The sequence below is a fragment of the Paraplanobispora siamensis genome (genome assembly GCF_016863175.1).
Taxonomy (GTDB): domain Bacteria; phylum Actinomycetota; class Actinomycetes; order Streptosporangiales; family Streptosporangiaceae; genus Planobispora; species Planobispora siamensis.
On the sequence record NZ_BOOJ01000017.1, the window covers coordinates 1 to 16,900 of the forward strand.

Annotated in this window: 17 protein-coding genes and 1 pseudogene; 7 read left to right on the forward strand and 11 right to left on the reverse strand. The window is 71.7% G+C overall.

All coding sequences use genetic code 11. From position 1 onward, the window contains the following. Positions 1-266, reverse strand: a 266-nt coding sequence (locus Psi01_RS08780; RefSeq protein ID WP_204063450.1) for a Rossmann-fold NAD(P)-binding domain-containing protein, incomplete at its 3' end; no start/stop codon positions are given. 289 nt (positions 267-555) lie between these two features. On the opposite strand from Psi01_RS08780, the gene Psi01_RS08785 reads away from it, so the two are divergent. Continuing rightward, positions 556-2,214, forward strand: a complete 1,659-nt coding sequence (locus Psi01_RS08785; RefSeq protein ID WP_204063496.1) for an FAD-binding dehydrogenase — start codon at positions 556-558, stop codon at positions 2,212-2,214. 36 nt (positions 2,215-2,250) lie between these two features. Here the strand turns inward: Psi01_RS08785 and Psi01_RS08790 are convergent, their stop codons facing one another. The 9 genes from Psi01_RS08790 to Psi01_RS44530 form a co-directional block, all read right to left on the reverse strand. Then, a complete protein-coding gene (locus tag Psi01_RS08790) occupies positions 2,251-2,856 on the reverse strand; it encodes an HAD-IA family hydrolase (protein ID WP_204063451.1) in 606 nt (201 codons plus the stop codon). Continuing rightward, the gene (locus Psi01_RS08795) at positions 2,816-3,475 is read right to left on the reverse strand and encodes a thymidylate synthase (protein ID WP_204063452.1); all 660 of its coding nucleotides are present in this window, start codon (positions 3,473-3,475) and stop codon (positions 2,816-2,818) included. Before Psi01_RS08795 ends, Psi01_RS08790 begins: the two co-directional genes overlap by 41 nt. 59 nt (positions 3,476-3,534) lie before the next feature. Next, on the reverse strand, positions 3,535-4,239 hold the full coding sequence (locus Psi01_RS08800; protein ID WP_204063453.1) for a hypothetical protein: 705 nt from the start codon (positions 4,237-4,239) through the stop codon (positions 3,535-3,537). Positions 4,240-4,440: 201 nt separating this feature from the next. Further along, positions 4,441-5,025 carry a J domain-containing protein gene (locus Psi01_RS08805; RefSeq protein WP_204063454.1) on the reverse strand — a complete coding sequence of 195 codons (585 nt, stop codon included), beginning with the start codon at positions 5,023-5,025 and terminating at the stop codon, positions 4,441-4,443. A gap of 121 nt (positions 5,026-5,146) precedes the next feature. After that, on the reverse strand, positions 5,147-6,385 hold the full coding sequence (locus Psi01_RS08810) for an MFS transporter (protein ID WP_204063455.1): 1,239 nt from the start codon (positions 6,383-6,385) through the stop codon (positions 5,147-5,149). A gap of 203 nt (positions 6,386-6,588) precedes the next feature. Continuing rightward, positions 6,589-7,638, reverse strand: coding sequence for a hypothetical protein (locus Psi01_RS08815; protein ID WP_204063456.1), 1,050 nt, complete (start codon positions 7,636-7,638; stop codon positions 6,589-6,591). Then, positions 7,619-8,146, reverse strand: coding sequence for a SigE family RNA polymerase sigma factor (locus tag Psi01_RS08820; RefSeq protein WP_204063457.1), 528 nt, complete (start codon positions 8,144-8,146; stop codon positions 7,619-7,621). The genes Psi01_RS08815 and Psi01_RS08820 overlap by 20 nt, the downstream gene beginning before the upstream one ends. Before the next feature lie 87 nt (positions 8,147-8,233). Next, positions 8,234-10,417: an alpha-galactosidase gene (locus Psi01_RS08825; protein ID WP_204063458.1), complete on the reverse strand. Its 2,184-nt coding sequence runs from the start codon at positions 10,415-10,417 to the stop codon at positions 8,234-8,236. Positions 10,418-10,480: 63 nt separating this feature from the next. Next, a complete protein-coding gene (locus Psi01_RS44530) occupies positions 10,481-11,086 on the reverse strand; it encodes an alpha/beta fold hydrolase (protein WP_204063459.1) in 606 nt (201 codons plus the stop codon). 196 nt (positions 11,087-11,282) lie between these two features. On the opposite strand from Psi01_RS44530, the gene Psi01_RS08835 reads away from it, so the two are divergent. From Psi01_RS08835 to Psi01_RS08845, 3 genes and pseudogenes are all read left to right on the forward strand, one after another. Then, positions 11,283-11,465 carry a hypothetical protein gene (locus Psi01_RS08835; protein WP_204063460.1) on the forward strand — a complete coding sequence of 61 codons (183 nt, stop codon included), beginning with the start codon at positions 11,283-11,285 and terminating at the stop codon, positions 11,463-11,465. Positions 11,466-11,634: 169 nt separating this feature from the next. Next, the gene (locus Psi01_RS08840; protein WP_204063461.1) at positions 11,635-12,768 is read left to right on the forward strand and encodes a S1 family peptidase; all 1,134 of its coding nucleotides are present in this window, start codon (positions 11,635-11,637) and stop codon (positions 12,766-12,768) included. 86 nt (positions 12,769-12,854) lie between these two features. After that, positions 12,855-13,250, forward strand: a pseudogene (locus Psi01_RS08845) (phosphotransferase); the annotation flags it as partial. Between the two features lie 159 nt (positions 13,251-13,409). On the opposite strand, the gene Psi01_RS08850 reads toward Psi01_RS08845, so the two are convergent. Further along, complete coding sequence (locus Psi01_RS08850; RefSeq protein WP_204063462.1) at positions 13,410-14,204, reverse strand: MOSC domain-containing protein; 795 nt, start codon at positions 14,202-14,204, stop codon at positions 13,410-13,412. Between the two features lie 225 nt (positions 14,205-14,429). On the opposite strand from Psi01_RS08850, the gene Psi01_RS08855 reads away from it, so the two are divergent. The 3 genes from Psi01_RS08855 to Psi01_RS08865 all read left to right on the forward strand — a co-directional run bounded on the left by Psi01_RS08855 (position 14,430) and on the right by Psi01_RS08865 (position 16,850). Continuing rightward, the gene (locus Psi01_RS08855) at positions 14,430-14,855 is read left to right on the forward strand and encodes a DUF4259 domain-containing protein (protein WP_204063463.1); all 426 of its coding nucleotides are present in this window, start codon (positions 14,430-14,432) and stop codon (positions 14,853-14,855) included. Positions 14,856-15,030: 175 nt separating this feature from the next. Beyond that, positions 15,031-16,002 carry an ATP-binding cassette domain-containing protein gene (locus Psi01_RS08860; protein WP_204063464.1) on the forward strand — a complete coding sequence of 324 codons (972 nt, stop codon included), beginning with the start codon at positions 15,031-15,033 and terminating at the stop codon, positions 16,000-16,002. Next, complete coding sequence (locus Psi01_RS08865) at positions 15,999-16,850, forward strand: ABC transporter permease (protein ID WP_204063465.1); 852 nt, start codon at positions 15,999-16,001, stop codon at positions 16,848-16,850. The genes Psi01_RS08860 and Psi01_RS08865 overlap by 4 nt, the downstream gene beginning before the upstream one ends. Positions 16,851-16,900 lie beyond the last annotated feature (50 nt).

The window sequence follows — 16,900 nt, forward strand, 5'->3', positions numbered from 1 at the left end:
CGGGCCGCCGCCACGTCGACGTGCTCGTAGCCGTGGCTGGTGCACTGGATCAGTTCCAGGTCCCGCGCGGCCTCGACGTGCGCGGCGGTGACCGGGGCGATGGCGGTGAGGATGACGTGGGCCTCGCTCAGCGCCCGGGGGTCCTCGTCGGTGGACTCCACCACGGTGACCCGGGCGGACTGGGGGAAGACGGCGCTGAGCGCGGCACCGGTCCGCCGGCCGCCGACGTGGGGGGCGATCACGGCGAGGACGTTCTTGCGGGACATCGGGCTTCCTGGTGGTCGGCGGCGGATGCGGGCGGGGCGATCCGGCGGCGCCGGCCGTGACGCCTCGCGGTCCTCCGCGGGGCCCGGTGGTCCTCCGCGGGCCGGAGCCTCGCCGGGATCATCGCAGCGGGGCCCGCCCGGCGTCCACGACCCCCCTCGGGATTGCTCACCGGATGACAAGAACGCTGCACAGTCGCGACGAGTCCGATTGACCGCGGCGGGCGGCGGTGACCACCCTGGCGGCAGGTGCGGGTGTCGCATCCGGCGCGGGTACGGATCACGGGTGAGGATGGGGAACATGGACGCGGACGTCATCGTGGTCGGCGCCGGCCTGGCCGGTCTGGTGGCCACCGCCGAGCTCGCCGACGCGGGCCGCCGGGTGATCCTGCTGGACCAGGAGCCCGAGGCGTCGCTGGGCGGGCAGGCGTTCTGGTCCTTCGGCGGGCTGTTCCTGGTGGACTCGCCCGAACAGCGGCGGATGGGCATCCGCGACTCACTGGAGCTGGCCCACCAGGACTGGATGGGGACCGCCGGCTTCGACCGCCCCGAGGACGCCTGGCCGCGCCGGTGGGCCGAGGCCTACCTCCACTTCGCCGCCGGGGAGAAGCGGGCCTGGCTGTACGGCATGGGCGTGCGGTTCTTCCCCGTCGTGGGCTGGGCCGAGCGCGGCGGCTACACCGCCAACGGGCACGGCAACTCCGTGCCGCGCTTCCACATCACCTGGGGCACCGGCCCGGGACTGGTGGAGCCGTTCGCCCGGCGGGTGCGTGCGGCGGCCGGGCGCGGGCTGGTCTCGCTGCGCTTCCGCCACCAGGTCGACGACATCATCGTCTCCGACGGCGCGGTGCAGGGCGTGCGCGGCACGATCCTGGAGCCCAGCGACGCCGAGCGCGGACGGCCCAGCTCCCGGGTCGCGGCCGGGGACTTCGAGCTCCGCGCGCAGGCGGTGATCGTGACCTCCGGCGGGATCGGCGGCAACCACGACCTGGTCCGGGCGAACTGGCCCGCCCGCCTCGGCGAGCCGCCCCGGCACATGCTGTCGGGGGTGCCCGCGCACGTCGACGGCCGGATGCTGGCGATCACCGAGAAGGCCGGCGGGTCCGTGATCAACCGCGACCGGATGTGGCACTACACCGAGGGCATCACCAACTGGAACCCGATCTGGGACAACCACGGCATCCGCATCCTGCCCGGTCCCTCCTCGCTGTGGCTGGACGCGCGGGGCAACCGCCTGCCCGTGCCGCTCTTCCCCGGCTTCGACACCCTGGGGACGCTCAAGCACATCATGTCCACCGGGTACGAGCACACCTGGTTCGTGCTCACCCAGAAGATCATCGAGAAGGAGTTCGCGCTCTCCGGCTCCGAGCAGAACCCCGACCTGACCGGCAGGGACGTCCGCCAGGTCCTGCAGCGGGTACGGCCCGGCGCCCCCGGCCCGGTGGAGGCCTTCAAGCGCCACGGGGCCGACTTCGTGGTGGCCCCGAGGCTGCGCGACCTGGTGGCGAAGATGAACGAGGTCACCGGCGAGGACCTGCTGGACTTCGACGTCGTGGCACGCGAGGTCGTGGGCCGCGACCGGGAGATGGCCAACCCCTTCACCAAGGACCTGCAGATCGCGGCGTTGCGCAGCGCCCGGGCCTACCGGGGCGACCGGCTGATCCGCACCGCCGTACCGCACCGGCTGCTCGACCCGAAGGCCGGGCCGCTGATCGCGGTGCGCCTGCACATCCTGACCCGCAAGACCCTGGGCGGGCTGCACACCGACCTGTCCTCGCGGGTGCTGGACGCCTCCGGTGCCCCGCTGCCGGGCCTGTACGCCGCCGGGGAGGTGGCGGGCTTCGGCGGGGGAGGCGTGCACGGCTACCGGTCGCTGGAGGGAACCTTCCTGGGCGGCTGCCTGTTCTCCGGCCGCGCGGCGGGCCGGGCCGCGGCCGAGGCGACCGCCTGATCCTCCCAGACGTTCCGGAAGGCCGGGCGGGCCGTGTCAGAGGACCGCGAGGTTCCCGACGGTCCGGTGGACCGGGACTCCCGGGACGGGGACGGCGCCGGTGCGGTTGACCCAGCAGAAGCGCACCCCGGCCTCCTGCGCGCAGCCGCCGTCCCCCACCGGGGAGTCGCCGACCATCAGGGCGTCGTCGGGTTTGGCCTCCAGCAGCGACAGGGTGTGGTGCAGCAGCGCCCCGTCGGGCTTGCGCAGGCCCACCTCCGGGGCGATCACCACGTGCTCGAAGAACCTCTCGATGCGCGTACGGCGGAGCTTGGCCCGCTGGACCCGGGCGATGCCGTCGGTCACCAGCGCCAGCCGGGAGCGGCGCGCCAGCCGCCGCAGCGCCTCGCGCGCCTCGGGGAAGAGCACCGCGTTGCGGCCGAGGGCCTCCTCGAAGGCCGCCGCCACCCGGGGGCCCGCGCCCAGCCGGGCCCAGCGCTCCAGCCGCAGCTCGGCCAGGCCGATCCGGCGCTCGCGGTAGTCGGCCCACAGCGGCTCGTTGGCCGCGTGGAAGTCGCGCAGGAACGCGCTCAGGCCGGTGCGGAAGAAGCGCCGGTGGGTCTCACGAAGCGCGCCGTTCTCGGTCCGGGCGTAGTCGACCACGGTCCCGTCCAGATCGACCAGCAGGACCCGGTAGCGACTCTCCCTCGCCGAGCTCATCGCGCTCCGACAGCCGGAGGATCTCCTCGACCGTCGCCACATCCGCCGTGTAGATGTGCGGGACGTCGACGAAGACCCTCATTGACCCACAGCCCACCCTGAGATCCTCCGCGACCTCGCTCTGGATACTACGCAGAGGCACGTAGTTGAGATAGCAGGTGAAGGCGTTCTGCGAGCGGAATGTCGCGGTCATCGTCAGCCGCTCCTCACGGAGCCGGAAGGCGAGGGCGGTCAGGCACGGCACCGCGTCGGGCCGCTCGCCGGGCACGGTCAGCGAGATCCAGCCGCTCTTGCTGTACGGCTTGGCGCGCAGCATGTCGGTGACCCAGCGCAGCTGGTCCACGCCGAGCAGCTGGCGCAGCCGGCCGCCGTAGCTGTACTTGAACGGCGGGACGACCGCCGGCTCGCTGAACTTGCTGGCGTACAGAGGGATCTTGACGCTGTCGGCGTGGGCCGCCAGGACCGGGTCGTCCCAGCCCAGTTCGGCGATCTCGAACAGCACCGCGGGGGCCTCGATGATCGGACCCCGGTCGTCGTCGGCCGGTCGGCCGTTGTTCCTCACATGATTCATCAGCCAAATCCAGGTCTCCCCACAGGACGTGAATCGGAGGAGGTCTGCCATCAAGTCTCCACGTTCGGGAAATGGAAGGGGTTCTTGGGAAGCCGGCGCTGGCGCGAGACGTTGGCCCGCACGTAGTAGACGGAGTAGTGGATCGCCGAGAGCAGGCCGATGAGCACCACGAGCACCGCCGGATCGGGACTGGCGCCCAGCAGGCCGAGGACGCCGACCGCGATGTAGGAGCTGTTGACGAGGGACAGCATCATCACGTTGATCCCCGGCCAGGCGAGCGGCGCGTAGGTCTCCGGATAGCGCGGGTCCACCGGCAGGTTCGGGGACCAGCTCAGGGCGGAGAAGTGGTCCTTGAGCTGGACCACGTAGAGCAGCCGGAAGTTGTTGAGCGCGCGTGCGGTGCGCATGTGCGCGTTCACCGCCTCGATCAGCCGCAGGAACGGCAGCACGCTCAGCAGGCCGAAGCCGAGGACCGTCGCGAACAGGTAGCGCGGGGCGTCGTCCCACGAGGTGAGGGAGACGGGATTGATCACCTTCGCGCTGGCGAGGGCGATCGCGGCGACGAAGGGCGCGCCGAGCATCGTCATGGACAGCCGCGTCATCTTGATGCGCTCGTCTTTGGCGGCCAGATAGACGTGGTAGGTCCCGACGAAGTCGATGGCCACCAGTTGCAGGAATTCCTTGGGGTCCACGGGCAGGTTGTCGAGTCTCTCGGGCAGCGACTCCGCGGTCATGCGCGGCAACATTTTCTTCATCCGGCCCAACCTCGTGGGTTGTGAACTTTTTCCAGTAAGGAAATTTTGACTCACTTGTCAGCTCTGCGCGCAGGTTTCGTGGACTTATCTTAAATAACTTTGCCAAGGTCAGGGGCGTCGTCGGCGAGGCGGGGCCAAGAATGAGAAACCTTCACGGACGGAGAAGATCGTGCCGCTCTTCCGGAACGCGGCCTTACGGCCTCAGAAACGCCCGGAACGGGCCGCGCGGCGGTGGAGCATCCACAGTTTGAGTTTGGCGGCGGCCAGGAAGCTCCACAGGGCCAGCCAGAGCAGCAGGGCCGCCCACCGGCCGACGTCGCGGGCCGCGTCCCCCTGGGAGACGGTGGCGAACGCGCTGACCAGCACGGCGGCGAAGGCGCCCGCGGGCAGATAGAACGCGAGTTTGACCGCCGTCCAGGCCGTCGGGCGCGGGCCGTAGAGCCGTTCGAGCCGGTCCTCCGGGGTCTCCGGCCGCACCCGGTGGCGTTCGGCCCGGCCCGGCTCCCCGGATCCGGCCGCGGAGGCCCCCGCCCGGGACATGGGCTCCGGAGGCGCCGCCTCCGGAGCCCGCCCGGCCCGCTCCCGGTCGTAGCGGGATCTCCGCTCCGGATCCGACAGCAGGCCGTACGCGTCGGCTATCTCGGTGAAGAGCGCCTGGCCCTGGGGGTTCTTGTCCGGGTGGTAACGGCGGGCCAGGCGCCGGTAGGCATGCTTCAGCTCCTCGGGCGTGACATCGGGCCGGACGCCGAGCACCTGGTACGGATCTTTCCCTTGGAGATCGTTCATGCTGGAGAACCCGTCCGCACGGGGATCTGGGGAAGATCCATTCTGGCACGCGGGCGGGTGGATGAACCGTCCGCGCGTGATGGTCCTCAGGACATGTTTTGTCCGGCCGTGAGAAGGCCCGTCACTCGCGTGACAGCGCCGGTCCGTCCACCTCCCCGCTCCGCCGCGTGCGCGCGTCGTGGGCCACCGCGAGGGCGACCAGGAGGTACGGCGCGCTGAGCACGGCGAAGACCGTGCCGTGCCCGGCGAACTCCGAGACGACGGCGTACAGGCCGTAGGCGAGGACCGTCGTCAGGTCCGTGCCCAGGTTGGCCAGCGAGGTCACCGTGGCCCGGCTCGGCCCGGTGATGCGCTCCTGCAGCCGCGCGTCGGCCACCACGGTCAGCATCTGGAAGGCGCAGAACGCCGCGGCCACCAGGAAGAGGCCCTCCGGACGGCCGGAGAGGGCGCCGCCGCCCAGGATCAGGGCGGCCAGCGCGATGACCGCCGCCAGCGCCTTGGCGGTCAGGCGCCGCCCGGCCCCGGCCAGCAGGCCGCCGGCCGTCATGCCCGCCCAGACGAGCAGCACCCACACGGGCACGTCCCGGTCGGGGACGCCGGTCTCCTGCACGAGCAGGGCGACGTACTCCTCCAGGGCGCCCCAGACGGCCGCCACCGCGGGGACGAGCAGCAGCGCCCGCCGTACGGACCGGTCGCCGCGGGCCTCGGCGAGGCCGGAGCGCAGGATCGCGACGTACCCGCGCGGGTCGTCGTCCTCGTCCGGACCGTCCGCCGAGCGGTGCTCGGGCAGGGCCAGGGCGACGGCCGCGCACAGCAGGCAGGCGACCACGCTCGCCACGCCCAGCGCCGGGTAGCCGCCGAAGGCGAACACCGGCCCCGCCGCCGCGGTGGCCACCCCGACCGCGATCAGGCTGGCCGTCTCGGTGCGGCCCAGGATCCGCGCGTAGCGCCCGGCCGCGCCCAGGCGGTCGAGTTCCTCGTAGGCGAGCGCCTCGAACGCGCCCGAGACCAGCGACCCGCGCGCACCCCACAGGACGAACCCCAGGGCGAAGGCCCAGTAGGAGGGAGCGAAGGCCCACAGGGCGAACCCGGCCGCGCCCAGCAGCGGGGCGACCGCCAGCAGCAGCCGCCGCGAGACCGCGTCGGCCCACACGCCGGAGGGCACCTCCAGGACGATCCCGGTGAGGGCCCAGAGGACGAACAGCGAGGAGATCTCGGAGACGGACAGGCCGGTGTCGGCGAACAGCAGCGCGTACACCGGATAGAGAAGGATGAGGTCGTCAAGGAAGACGTAGGCGTAGAGAGTGGCGGCCAGCCGCTTCGCACGCGCTCCGGGCGCACGTGAAGATGAAATGATCATGAGGTCTTTCCGTGGGGACGATTCGGACTCCGGGTGGCTGGCATCCCGGGTGGTCCGCGGCATCGCGTCCCGCGTCGACCTCTAGAGGTTCATCAATGTCGCCATGTCATGCCCGTGATTCTACGCACCGGGCGCCCTCGTGGGACAGGGGTTATCGGGCCGCGGGGTGACGGGCCCCCGCCGGCCCTCACCCCGCGGGCCCGTCATCCCCGGCGCTGCGCGTAGACGGCGACGGTCAGGGTGCCCGGGCGCCGCAGGTACTCGGTGATGATCGCGCGCAGGCGGACCCGGACCGTCACCCGTCCGGTGCCCTTGGGAGAGGGGAAGTACGTGTATCCGCCCACGCGTTCCTGGGGCCTGAGGCAGCTCCCCCGGAGTGTGCGGGCGCCGACGCCGACCTCCTTGACGACCCCGCCGGAGAGATCGCCCCCGCAGGAGGTCACGATCGCCAGCGGTCGCCCGGGGTTCGGGAAAGTGAGCGTCGCCTCCCTGGAGGCGGGCCAGGTGACGGTCCTGCTGTCGACCAGCTCGAACCGCTCGTCCCCCGTTCCGAACGTCATAGGCGGTTCCGGAGCGGGTGCGGAGGCTCTCATCGGGGTGTGGGGTGCCCATTCGTAGACGCCGAACCGCCACGCTCCCGGACGTAGCCGCCCCTTCGCCGATTCCGTACCTTCCATGACGTTCATCTTGATGACGAACGTCGCCCGGCGGGCATCGGCGGGAAGGGGCATCACGTTCACCGGGCTCGCGACCCCGCACATGGGGACGGCGGAGATGCCGGGGAACATGGTGAAGGGCTTGGCCGTGCCCGGGACTCGGACGGTGACGACCGGGAAGGGGTTCCCCGCCCGCGTCCCCGGGCAGTCCACCACGAGGGCCAAGGGCCTGCCGTGCAGCTCCACCTCGAACGTCACCGACCTCTCCCGGGGGAAGTCGATCTTCGCCGTGGCCGCCCTCCGGTAGACCGTTCCGTCGGACTGGGTGAACCGGGCCGGGAGCCGGGTGTCGCCGGGCGGCTCGTCCGGCAGGGGAGTGACGATCTGAACCTCGTCGCCGGGATCGTGCCGCAGCAGGAGGCCCCCCGAGACGGCGGCCGTGACGGCGAGGGCGACGGCCACGACCGCGGCGGTGACGCGGCGGCGCCGGGCGGCCCGGATGCGGGAGCGCAGGGACTCCCACGGGACGGGGTGCTCGCCCGCCGGGCGGCTGCGCTCCTCCAGCAGGTCGTGAAGGTCACTCCGGCTGATGGGCATGGGTCCTCCCCCTCCCGGTGGGCGTGGACGCGAACGAGTCGTCGATCCGCAGCCTGGCCAGCGCCTTGCTGGTCTGGCTCTTGACCGTCCCGACGCTGCAGCCCAGCGTCTCGGCGGTCTGGAGTTCGGTCATGTCCTCGAAGAACCGCAGGACCACCACGGCCCGCTGCCGGGCGGGCAACCGCCCGAGCGCCTGCCAGACGACCTCGCGCTCGTCGATCCGGCCGGTCGAGTCCTCCGTGCCTCCCCGGTCGGGAGGCGATCCGGTGCTGATCTCTCTCTGCCGCCAGCGCCGCCGCCACCACGAGAGGTGGACGTTGACGATGATCTTCCGGACGTACGCCTCGGGTTCCTCTCCCACGCGGGACCAGGCCTGCCACACCTTCATCAGCGCCGTCTGCACCAGGTCCTCGGCCGCGGCCCAGTCGCGGGTGAGCAGGTAGGCGGTGCGGAGCAGCCGCTGCCAGTGCGCCGCGACGAACGCGTCGTACGCCGATCGATCCGCCATCCACCCCTCCTCGACCCCGACGGCCACCCGTAGTACGCCTCCGATGCGCAGGAAGGTTGCCGGGAAGGGGGAAATCGGGGGACGGACTCACTCAGTCGCGTCGGCGCGGTACAGCATCGCCTGGTCCGGGCACATCCTCGGGCACGCCACCCCCACGTGCGCGAGGGCCGCGCCGCTGAGGATCTCGCCCTCCCAGGCCGGGCCCCACCAGCGCGGAGGCCGCAGCCCGGCGGGCGGCGTGCCGACCGGCACGGGCCGGACCCGGTAGCGGCGGGCCGGATCGAGGCCGCGGAAGCGCAGCCGGGCGGGCGGGTCCGGATACGGGCTGTCCAGCACGACCATCGCGATGAGGGCGCGGGAGCGGTCCGGGGCGACGACGCCGTGCACCAGGACGCCCTCCTCGGTGCCGTCCATCCGGACCAGGTCGCCGCCGAGCAGCAGGTCGCGCCGTTCCTTGAAGAACGCGATCCACGTGCGGAGCTCGGCGAGCTCCTCGTCGGTCGCCCTGGCCAGGTCCCACTCGATCCCGAGGTGCCCGAAGACCGCGGTGGCGGCGCGGAACTGGAGATCGTGCCGGCGGCCGGTGGTGTGGGAGCGGCCCGAGGCGATGTGCGAGCCCATGAACTCCGGAGGGATGAGCTGGGCGGTCCAGCGCAGCATGCCCTGCCGGTCGTGCGGGTCGATGTTGTCCGAGACCCACACCCGGTCGGTGCGTTCGAGCACGCCCAGGTCGACGCGGCCCCCGCCGGAGGAGCACGACTCGATCTCCAGACCGGGGTGCGCGGCCCGGATCTCGTCCAGCAGCCGGTAGACCGCCCGGGTCTGCGCGTGCACGCCGGGCCGCCCTCCGTCGCTCTGCGTGCCGGCCTCGACGAGGTCGCGGTTGTGGTCCCACTTGACGTAGTCGATCGGGTATTCCCCGAGGATCGCGAGGATCTGCGCCTTCACGTGCTCGTAGGCCCCGGGGATGCCCAGGTTGAGGACCTGCTGGTGCCGGGACTCCACCGGCCACTCGGCCCGGGCCGCCATGATCCATTCAGGATGCGCGCGGGCGAGGTCGGAGTCGGGGTTGACCATCTCCGGCTCGAACCACAGACCGAACTGCATGCCCAGTCCGCGGACCCGATCGATCAACGGGCGCAGGCCCTTCGGCCAGACGTCGGGGGCGACCACCCAGTCGCCCAGTCCCGAGCGGTCGTCGCGGCGTGAGCCGAACCAGCCGTCGTCGAGCACGTATCGCTCGACGCCGATGGCGGCCGCGCGCTCGGCGAGGTCGAGCAGGCGCCCCTCGTCGTGGTCGAAGTAGACCGCCTCCCAGACGTTCAGGGTCACCGGCCGGTCGGCGGATACCTGAGGGTCGCGGGCGCGCAGGTGCCGGTGGAAGCGGTGCGCGACCTCGTCCAGGCCGGTGCCGTACGACCCGTAGACCCACGGGCTCCGGTAGGCCTCGGCGCGCGCCAGCCGCACCTCGCCGGGCAGCAGCAGCTCCCCGCCGCCGATCAGCCGCTCCCCGGTGTGCACCCGCTCGGCGTAGTGGGTGTGGTTGCCGCTCCAGGCGGTGTGCACGGCCCAGACCTCGCCGTGGGCGAAGCCGAAGCCGGCGGTTCCGGCGTGCAGGACGTACGCGCTGTCGGCGCCGGTACGGCCCCTGCGGTTCTCACGGACGTGCGCGCCGAGGGGGAACGGGCCGCGCCGGGGCACCCGCTCCAGGTTGTGCCGGCCGCCGAAGTCGAGCAGCTCGGCCGCCTCCGCCGGGACGGGATAGGCCAGCACGAGGTCCTCCAGCTGGTAGACCTCGTGGCCGGCGTTGAACACCGTCGCCCGGCTGCGCACCAGCCCCGAGGGGAGCAGTTCGATCGTCAGGCCCAGGTCCAGCCGGTTCGTGTCGTCGGCGGCGATGACCTCCACGGTCCCGGGGCCCGAGGAGACGAAGCCCGAAACGCGGGCGCCGTCCAGGGAGATCTCGCGGGTGGCGAACGCCGGGGACCAGGTGACCCCCGCGAACGAGCCGCGCAGGCCCGGCCGCCCGCACCATCCGGTGTGGTGCTCGGGCACGAGGGCCAGGCGCGGCACCGGGTCGGGGTTGTTGGATCCCACCACCGGCACGGTCGCCGTGACGAGGGCCGCCGCCTGCGCGGCGTCCAGCCCGGGCAGCTCCCGTCCCCAGTGCACGACGGCGGGCAACCGGCCCTCGCGCGCGTCCAGCAGCAACGTCACACCGGCGGCCGTCAGCGCGACGACCGCGTCCGGGCCCGGACCGTGCAGTGGCATCCTCTGCTCCCGCCTGCGTCGCCGCAGGCCGCAGCTCTGCGAGCCGGACCTCGCGGTGGGCGTTCAACGATCAGTGCGAATGTGCTTCCCATCACATCTGATATCAAGCCGCCCGCCCCGGCAACCGCAGCCGGATCTTCGGGGGCAGCCCTTCAGGAAGGACAGGAGGGCCTCGTTCACCTCGGCGGCGTGCGTCCACAGCAGGCCGTGCGGCGCGCCGTCGATCTCGACGTACGCGGCGGAGGGCACCAGCCGGTGGAAGGGACGGGCGGTGGCGTCGATCGACAGGATGCGGTCGGCCGTCCCGTGCGCGATCAGCGCCGGGAGGCCGGACCCGGCGACCGCGGCCGGGATCCCGTCGAAGACCGACTGGTCCACGCCGCCGGGATTGCCGCCGGTCTTGAGCAGGAAGGGCTGCAGGGCGCCCAGGAAGGCGACCTCGCCGACGCGCGCCGTACCGTACCTGCCGATGCGTCTGCTTCTCCCAGTAGTGGCCGTCGAGCGGATAGCCGTGGCGGAGGTGGCGGAGGTCCCGCGGGAGACCGCCGGCTCCGGGCCGCTGGCCGCGATGCCCTGCTTCGACCTGTACGCCGCCGCGCCGACGACGAGCGCTCCGTGACGGTGGCCCTCACCGGCGAGGGCCGGGTTCTGCAGAAGCGGACGCGCCACATTCCGGACGTCTTTATAGTTCAGGAATTTTAGTGGGATGGCCCCATGTGGTGTTTCCGAGGAGTACTCATGTGATTATCGGAGAGTGAGCTTCGAAAGTCATGAGATGCGGATCGCGGAGGCTCGGGCACGGGTACAGGCGGCTCGTCATCGGGCTGTGCGGGCGGGCGCACGGGCGCGGGAAGCGAAGGAGCGGGTGAGGAAGACCGCGGAGCAGCTCGCCCGTGTGGAACAGGCCAGGGCGGCCCAGGCCGAGCGGAGGGCGCGGATCGCGGAGATCGGCGTCCGCCCCGGAGAGATCCGCGTGATGACGACCGAGGTTCGCGGGCGGCCGGTGGAGCCGCTGAAGGCCGTGACGATCGCCCGGCCGCCCTCCTGAAGAGGGGTGCGCGAGACCTGAGGGCCCTGAACCTTCAGAGAACATCCTGATTGCGGGAAAGGGCGTGCGCTTTCGGGGGTCATACCGCGGGGATATGGCTTTCTTGACACATCTTTCGGAGCTCTCTGCCAGCCGCTAGCTTGACCTCAACCCCTTACAAGGAGTGCAGATGTTGAGTAAGAGCTGTGGGCTGGTAGGCGCCGCCGTCCTCGCCGCCTGCCTGGCCACCCCCCTCAGTCCCGCAGCCGCCGACCCCGGCCCCCAGGCCGCCCCTCCCTCGCCCGCTCCGCCCGCGATGGTCGACGCCATGCAGCGCGACCTCGGCCTCACCGAGGAGCAGGCCAGGACCCGGCTCGCCAACGAGGAGCGCGCCGCCACCGCCCAGTCGGCACTGAGCGGCGAGCTCAGCGCCGACTCGTACGGCGGCGCCTGGCTGAACCAGGACGCCTCCAAGCTGGTGGTCGCCACCACCGACCCGGCCGAGACCCCCAAGATCGAGTCGCAGGGCGCTCAGCCGGTGGTCGTCGAGCGGACGCTCGCCCAGCTCGACGGCATCATGGCGCAGCTCGACCAGGCCCCCCGCAGGGCCAAGGCCCAGGCCGCGCTCTGGTACGTGGACGTCACGTCCAACAAGGTCGCCGTCCAGGCGCCCACGGTCCAGGCCGCCGAGGCCCTCGCCAAGGCGGCCGGCGTCGACATGAACGCGGTCACCGTCTCGGCCACCGCCGAGCGCCCGACCCCGTTCATGGACATCATCGGCGGCTCGCCGTACTACATCGGCTCCAGCCGCTGCAGCATCGGCTTCGCCGTCACCAGGGGCACCACGCCGGGCTTCGTCACCGCCGGGCACTGCGGCCGGGCGGGCTCCAGGACCACCAACCCGACGGGCACCTTCCAGGGCTCGTCGTTCCCCGGTAACGACTACGCCTGGGTCGCCACGCCCGGCCACACGCCCCGCCCGTGGGTGCGCGGCGCCGGAGGCGCCATGGTGACGGTCCGCGGCTCCACGCAGGCGGTCGTCGGCTCCTCCATCTGCCGCTCCGGCTCGACCACCGGCTGGCGCTGCGGCACCGTCCAGCAGCACAACGCCAGCGTCACCTACCCGCAGGGCACCGTCAGCGGCCTCACCCGCACCACGGTCTGCGCCCAGCCCGGCGACTCCGGCGGCTCGTTCATCTCCGGCAGCCAGGCCCAGGGCGTGACCTCCGGCGGTTCCGGCAACTGCACCACCGGCGGCACGACGTACCACCAGCCCGTCAACGAGATCCTGAGCGTCTACGGCCTCAGGCTCACGACCGGCTGACCCGCTCCCTTCCCACCTCGGTACGCCCGGGCCCTCCGCCCGGGCGTACTGCCATGTGCGTGGAAGACCGGGGCGAATCGGTCACGATGAAGCACCTTGACATCAAGATAGATGGAAGGGGTCGTGATGCTTCATCACATCCAGGACGTCCGGCCCTGGGCGCTGCCGGCCGCTTCGACCGCGGGGGACCGCTGGCCTGCCACGCCGAGGGGTTCGCCCAGCAGCTCGCCGAGGCCACGGAGAGAGGGCTGGTCCCCGACCCGGCCGCCGTCCGCGCGGTCTGGGACGACGCCGCGGCCGCGCCCGAGTGGGCAGGCCCGGCGCTGTGGCTCCACGGCGACCTGCATCCGGCCAACGTCCTCACCGCGGACGGCGCCATCTGCGGGGTGATCGACTTCGGTGACCTCTGCGCGGGCGATCCGGCCTGCGACCTCGCCGCCGCCTGGCTTCTGCTGCCGGACGGCACGGCCGACCGCTTCCACGCCGCCTACCGGCCGGTCCCGGACGACGCGACCCTGCGCCGCGCCCGCTGCTGCGGCTGCGACTTCGTGCTCGACTCGCTCCCGACTGACCGGCGGCCCCGAGGCGCTTGGCCGACAGCCCTGCGGCGACTGACCGGCGGACTCGAAGCGCTTGGCCGACTAGCCCGGCCGGACTTCGTCGCCGACTCTCAGCTCGCCGAGGTTCCTGGGCACCAGGCGGATGCCGAACCAGGTCTTGCCGTCCCAGCGGCGGTGTCTGGCCAGGGTTCTCAGGGGCTCCTTGCCGCCTCGCTGAGTGTCCGGGTCCCAGGTGGTGACGGCGCAGCGGTCGCACAGCACCGAGACGCGGAAGTCGACCTCGCCGATGCGGACCGACGTCCAGGCGTCCTCCGCGAAGGGTTCCGCGCCGTCGATGACGGCGTTGGGACGGAAGCGGGCGATGTCGAGGGGGCCCGGGAGGTGCTCCTGACGTTCCATGGCGCCTTCGGAGATCCAGTCGTCCAGGCGCTGGAGCGAACTCCTGGAGACGAGCAGGAGGGGTCCGTCCCACAGGCCGCCCTGTTCCTCGGTGACGGTCCGGCGGCCGGGGTCCTCCAGCCAGATGAGGCGGGCGGGCCTGCCGAGCAGGCGGGTGAACCATTCATGGGCGTCGGCGTGGGCGAGCACGGCCCGGTCGAGGTTGGAGCAAGCCATCGGGATCGTGTCACCGGTTGCCGGGGGGACCTTGATCTCGCCCATGCCCTCCGCCGACAGATGGAGGCCGCCCTCGGGGGTCTCAACGGCCGAAACCGAGAGGAGCCGGGGGTGCTGGCCCACCCAGATCAGTTCTCCCAGCGGATCCACCACGCCCCACAGACGGTCGCCTTCCAGGCCCCAGGGGAGGACCTGGGCGGACGGGCGGGAGATGCCTCTGGCGGATTTGAGGGGATAGGTGCGGATCTCCGCTAATTCCATTGGGCAAGGATAAGAGAAAGCGCTCTCTCATGGAATGGGAGCGCTCCCAAAAAATACTCGAAGCGGGATGCCGGACCCCTTCGAGATGTCGGGTTCCCCGACGAGGCGGCGGGATCCTGGGCTTTTCTCCGAGGCGTAGTGAGCATCCTCCCCGGAGGTGTCGGTCCTGATGTGTACGTTGCCGTCCGCGTCGGCACCCGGCCCTTGAATGAGGAGTGAAGCGGCATGGGCACCTGGGACAGCGGTCCTTTCGACAATGACTCGGCCGCCGACTGGTGCGGGGGCCTGGACGACGCCGACCCCAACGACCGGGCGGGCATGGTCCGGCAGGCGTTGCTCGACGTCACGGAGTCTGCGGACTACCTGGACGTGGACGAGGGGGCGGCGGCGATGGCGGCCGTGGCCATCATCGCGGCCGAGTGCTGCGACGGCCCGCCGGTCACGTCGGCGTACGCGCCGGACTTCCTGCTGGAGGGCGGCAGGATCGGACTTCCCGATGACCTCGTACCGCTCGCGCTGCGTGCGCTCGATCGTGTCCTCGGTGAGGACTCCGAACTCTGGCAGCTGTGGGAGGAGGCTGACGGCGGCCGGTCGCTGCTGACGGAGGTCGGACCCCTGCGGGCCGCCCTCATGCGAAGGACGACCGGCTGAACGGCTCTCCGTCGTCTGCGGGCCGTACGGCCGGCGCCCACGCACGATCGCCGGAGTCGTGGACGGTGAAACCGCCAGCTCAGGGGTGAAACCGGCGTGAAGCCGCGACGAAGCCGACGGCACGAAGACTCTTCTCGGACGCCGGGAGGTACCCGGCGGAGAGAGGAGACGCGTCATGGCGGACCTCAGTGCCGTCCGGGCCGAAGACCTGGTCAAGGAGTTCGGAGACTTCCGGGCCGTGGACGGGATCGACCTTCACGTACGGCAGGGCGAGATCTTCGGAGTCCTGGGCCCCAACGGCGCGGGCAAGACCACCACGCTCCGGATGCTCGCCACCCTGCTGCCCATCGACGGCGGCCACGCGGAGATCTTCGGCGTCGACGTCCGGCGGGAGCCCCACCGCATCCGGCAGCTGGTGGGCGTCACCGGTCAGTACGCCTCGGTGGACGAGGATCTGACAGCCCGGGAGAACCTCTGGCTGTTCGCCCGTCTGCAGGGCCTGACCGGCACCCGGGCCAGGGCCGTCGCCGGAGACCTGCTCGAACGCTTCGGTCTCCAGGAGGCGGCCGACCGCCCCCTGTCCCAGTTCAGCGGCGGTATGCGCCGCCGCCTGGACCTCGCGTCAAGCCTGATCACCCGCCCGCCCCTGATCTTCCTGGACGAGCCCACGACCGGCCTCGACCCGAGAACCCGGGGCCAGATGTGGGACACCATCCGCGAGCTGGTCACCGACGGCTCCACGATCCTCCTCACCACCCAGTATCTGGACGAAGCCGATCAGCTGGCCGATCGCGTGGCAGTGATCGACCGGGGCCGGAAGGTCGCCGAGGACACCCCCGACGCCCTGAAGACCCAGGTCGGCGACTCGACCCTGCAGCTCAGCCTCGCGGACGGCTCGGACACCGCCCTGGCGGCGAACGTCGTCCGCCGGCTGCTGGGCGAGGATCCGGTCCTGACCCCGGAATCGGGACGGATGAACGTCCCCCTCCCCGACCCCGACCGGGCCGCGGACGTCCTGATCGGCCTGCGGGAGGCAGGTCTCGGCATCTCCTCGGTGAGCGTCGCCAAGCCGACGCTGGACGAGGTCTTCCTGGCGCTGACCGGCCACGGCGCCGACGACGAATCCCAGATGGAGGCGGCCCGATGACCACCACGAGCACCATGACCCCGGCTGCCCTCGGCTCCCGGCGCATCGACCCGTCCGCGGTGGTCGCCCGTACCACGCCCCGCACCTCGCTCCAGGAGACCTGGGTCCAGACCCTGTCGATGGCGTGGCGGGCCCTGAAGAAGATGCGCCGCAAGCCCGAGCAGTTCTTCGACGTCCTCATCCAGCCCCTGCTGTTCACGGCGATGTTCGCGTTCATCTTCGGCGGCGCGATCTCCGGCAGCGTGGCGGACTATCTCCCGGTCCTGATCCCCGGCATCCTCGCGCAAACGGCTCTGACCGTCTGCATGGCGACAGGCGTGCAACTGCGCGAGGACATGGACAAGGGGGTCTTCGACCGCTTCAAGTCCCTGCCGATCGCGAGGATCGCCCCCCTGGCCGGTCCGATGATCGCCGACCTGATCCGGTACGGCATCGCCTCGGTGCTGACGCTCGTCACCGGCCTGCTCATCGGCTACCGTCCCGGCGGCGGCGTGCTCGGCAGCATCGGCGGCATCGCGCTCACCGTGTTCGCCGGTTGGTCGCTGGCGTGGATCTTCACCTGGCTGGGCACGATGGCGCGTTCGGCGCAGAGCGTCCAGGGCATCTCGATGATGATCATGTTCCCACTCACCTTCCTGTCCAACGCCTTCGTCCCCGCCGAGACGCTGCCCGGCTGGCTGGAGGCGTTCGTGAAGGTCAACCCGGTCTCGCACGTCGTCTCCGCGGTGCGCGACCTGTTCAACGACGGGGCCGTGACGGCCGAGGTCGGCTGGGCGGTCGTCGGCTGCGCGGTCGTCGTCGCGATCTTCGCCCCGCTGGCGGTCCGTTCGTACTCCCGCAAGATGTAGCCCGCAAGATGTAGCCCGCGAGCCGCAGTCCGCAAGCCGGTGGCCCGCGA

What these genes read in the sequence shown, in the direction of transcription:
- Psi01_RS08785 (WP_204063496.1), top strand. Translation starts at nt 556, where the DNA reads ATGGGGAACATGGACGCGGACGTCATCGTGGTCGGCGCCGGCCTGGCC.
- Psi01_RS08800 (WP_204063453.1), bottom strand. Translation starts at nt 4,239, where the DNA reads ATGAAGAAAATGTTGCCGCGCATGACCGCGGAGTCGCTGCCCGAGAGA.
- Psi01_RS08805 (WP_204063454.1), bottom strand. Translation starts at nt 5,025, where the DNA reads ATGAACGATCTCCAAGGGAAAGATCCGTACCAGGTGCTCGGCGTCCGG.
- Psi01_RS08810 (WP_204063455.1), bottom strand. Translation starts at nt 6,385, where the DNA reads ATGATCATTTCATCTTCACGTGCGCCCGGAGCGCGTGCGAAGCGGCTG.
- Psi01_RS08815 (WP_204063456.1), bottom strand. Translation starts at nt 7,638, where the DNA reads ATGCCCATCAGCCGGAGTGACCTTCACGACCTGCTGGAGGAGCGCAGC.
- Psi01_RS08820 (WP_204063457.1), bottom strand. Translation starts at nt 8,146, where the DNA reads ATGGCGGATCGATCGGCGTACGACGCGTTCGTCGCGGCGCACTGGCAG.
- Psi01_RS08825 (WP_204063458.1), bottom strand. Translation starts at nt 10,417, where the DNA reads ATGCCACTGCACGGTCCGGGCCCGGACGCGGTCGTCGCGCTGACGGCC.
- Psi01_RS08840 (WP_204063461.1), top strand. Translation starts at nt 11,635, where the DNA reads ATGTTGAGTAAGAGCTGTGGGCTGGTAGGCGCCGCCGTCCTCGCCGCC.
- Psi01_RS08850 (WP_204063462.1), bottom strand. Translation starts at nt 14,204, where the DNA reads ATGGAATTAGCGGAGATCCGCACCTATCCCCTCAAATCCGCCAGAGGC.
- Psi01_RS08855 (WP_204063463.1), top strand. Translation starts at nt 14,430, where the DNA reads ATGGGCACCTGGGACAGCGGTCCTTTCGACAATGACTCGGCCGCCGAC.
- Psi01_RS08860 (WP_204063464.1), top strand. Translation starts at nt 15,031, where the DNA reads ATGGCGGACCTCAGTGCCGTCCGGGCCGAAGACCTGGTCAAGGAGTTC.
- Psi01_RS08865 (WP_204063465.1), top strand. Translation starts at nt 15,999, where the DNA reads ATGACCACCACGAGCACCATGACCCCGGCTGCCCTCGGCTCCCGGCGC.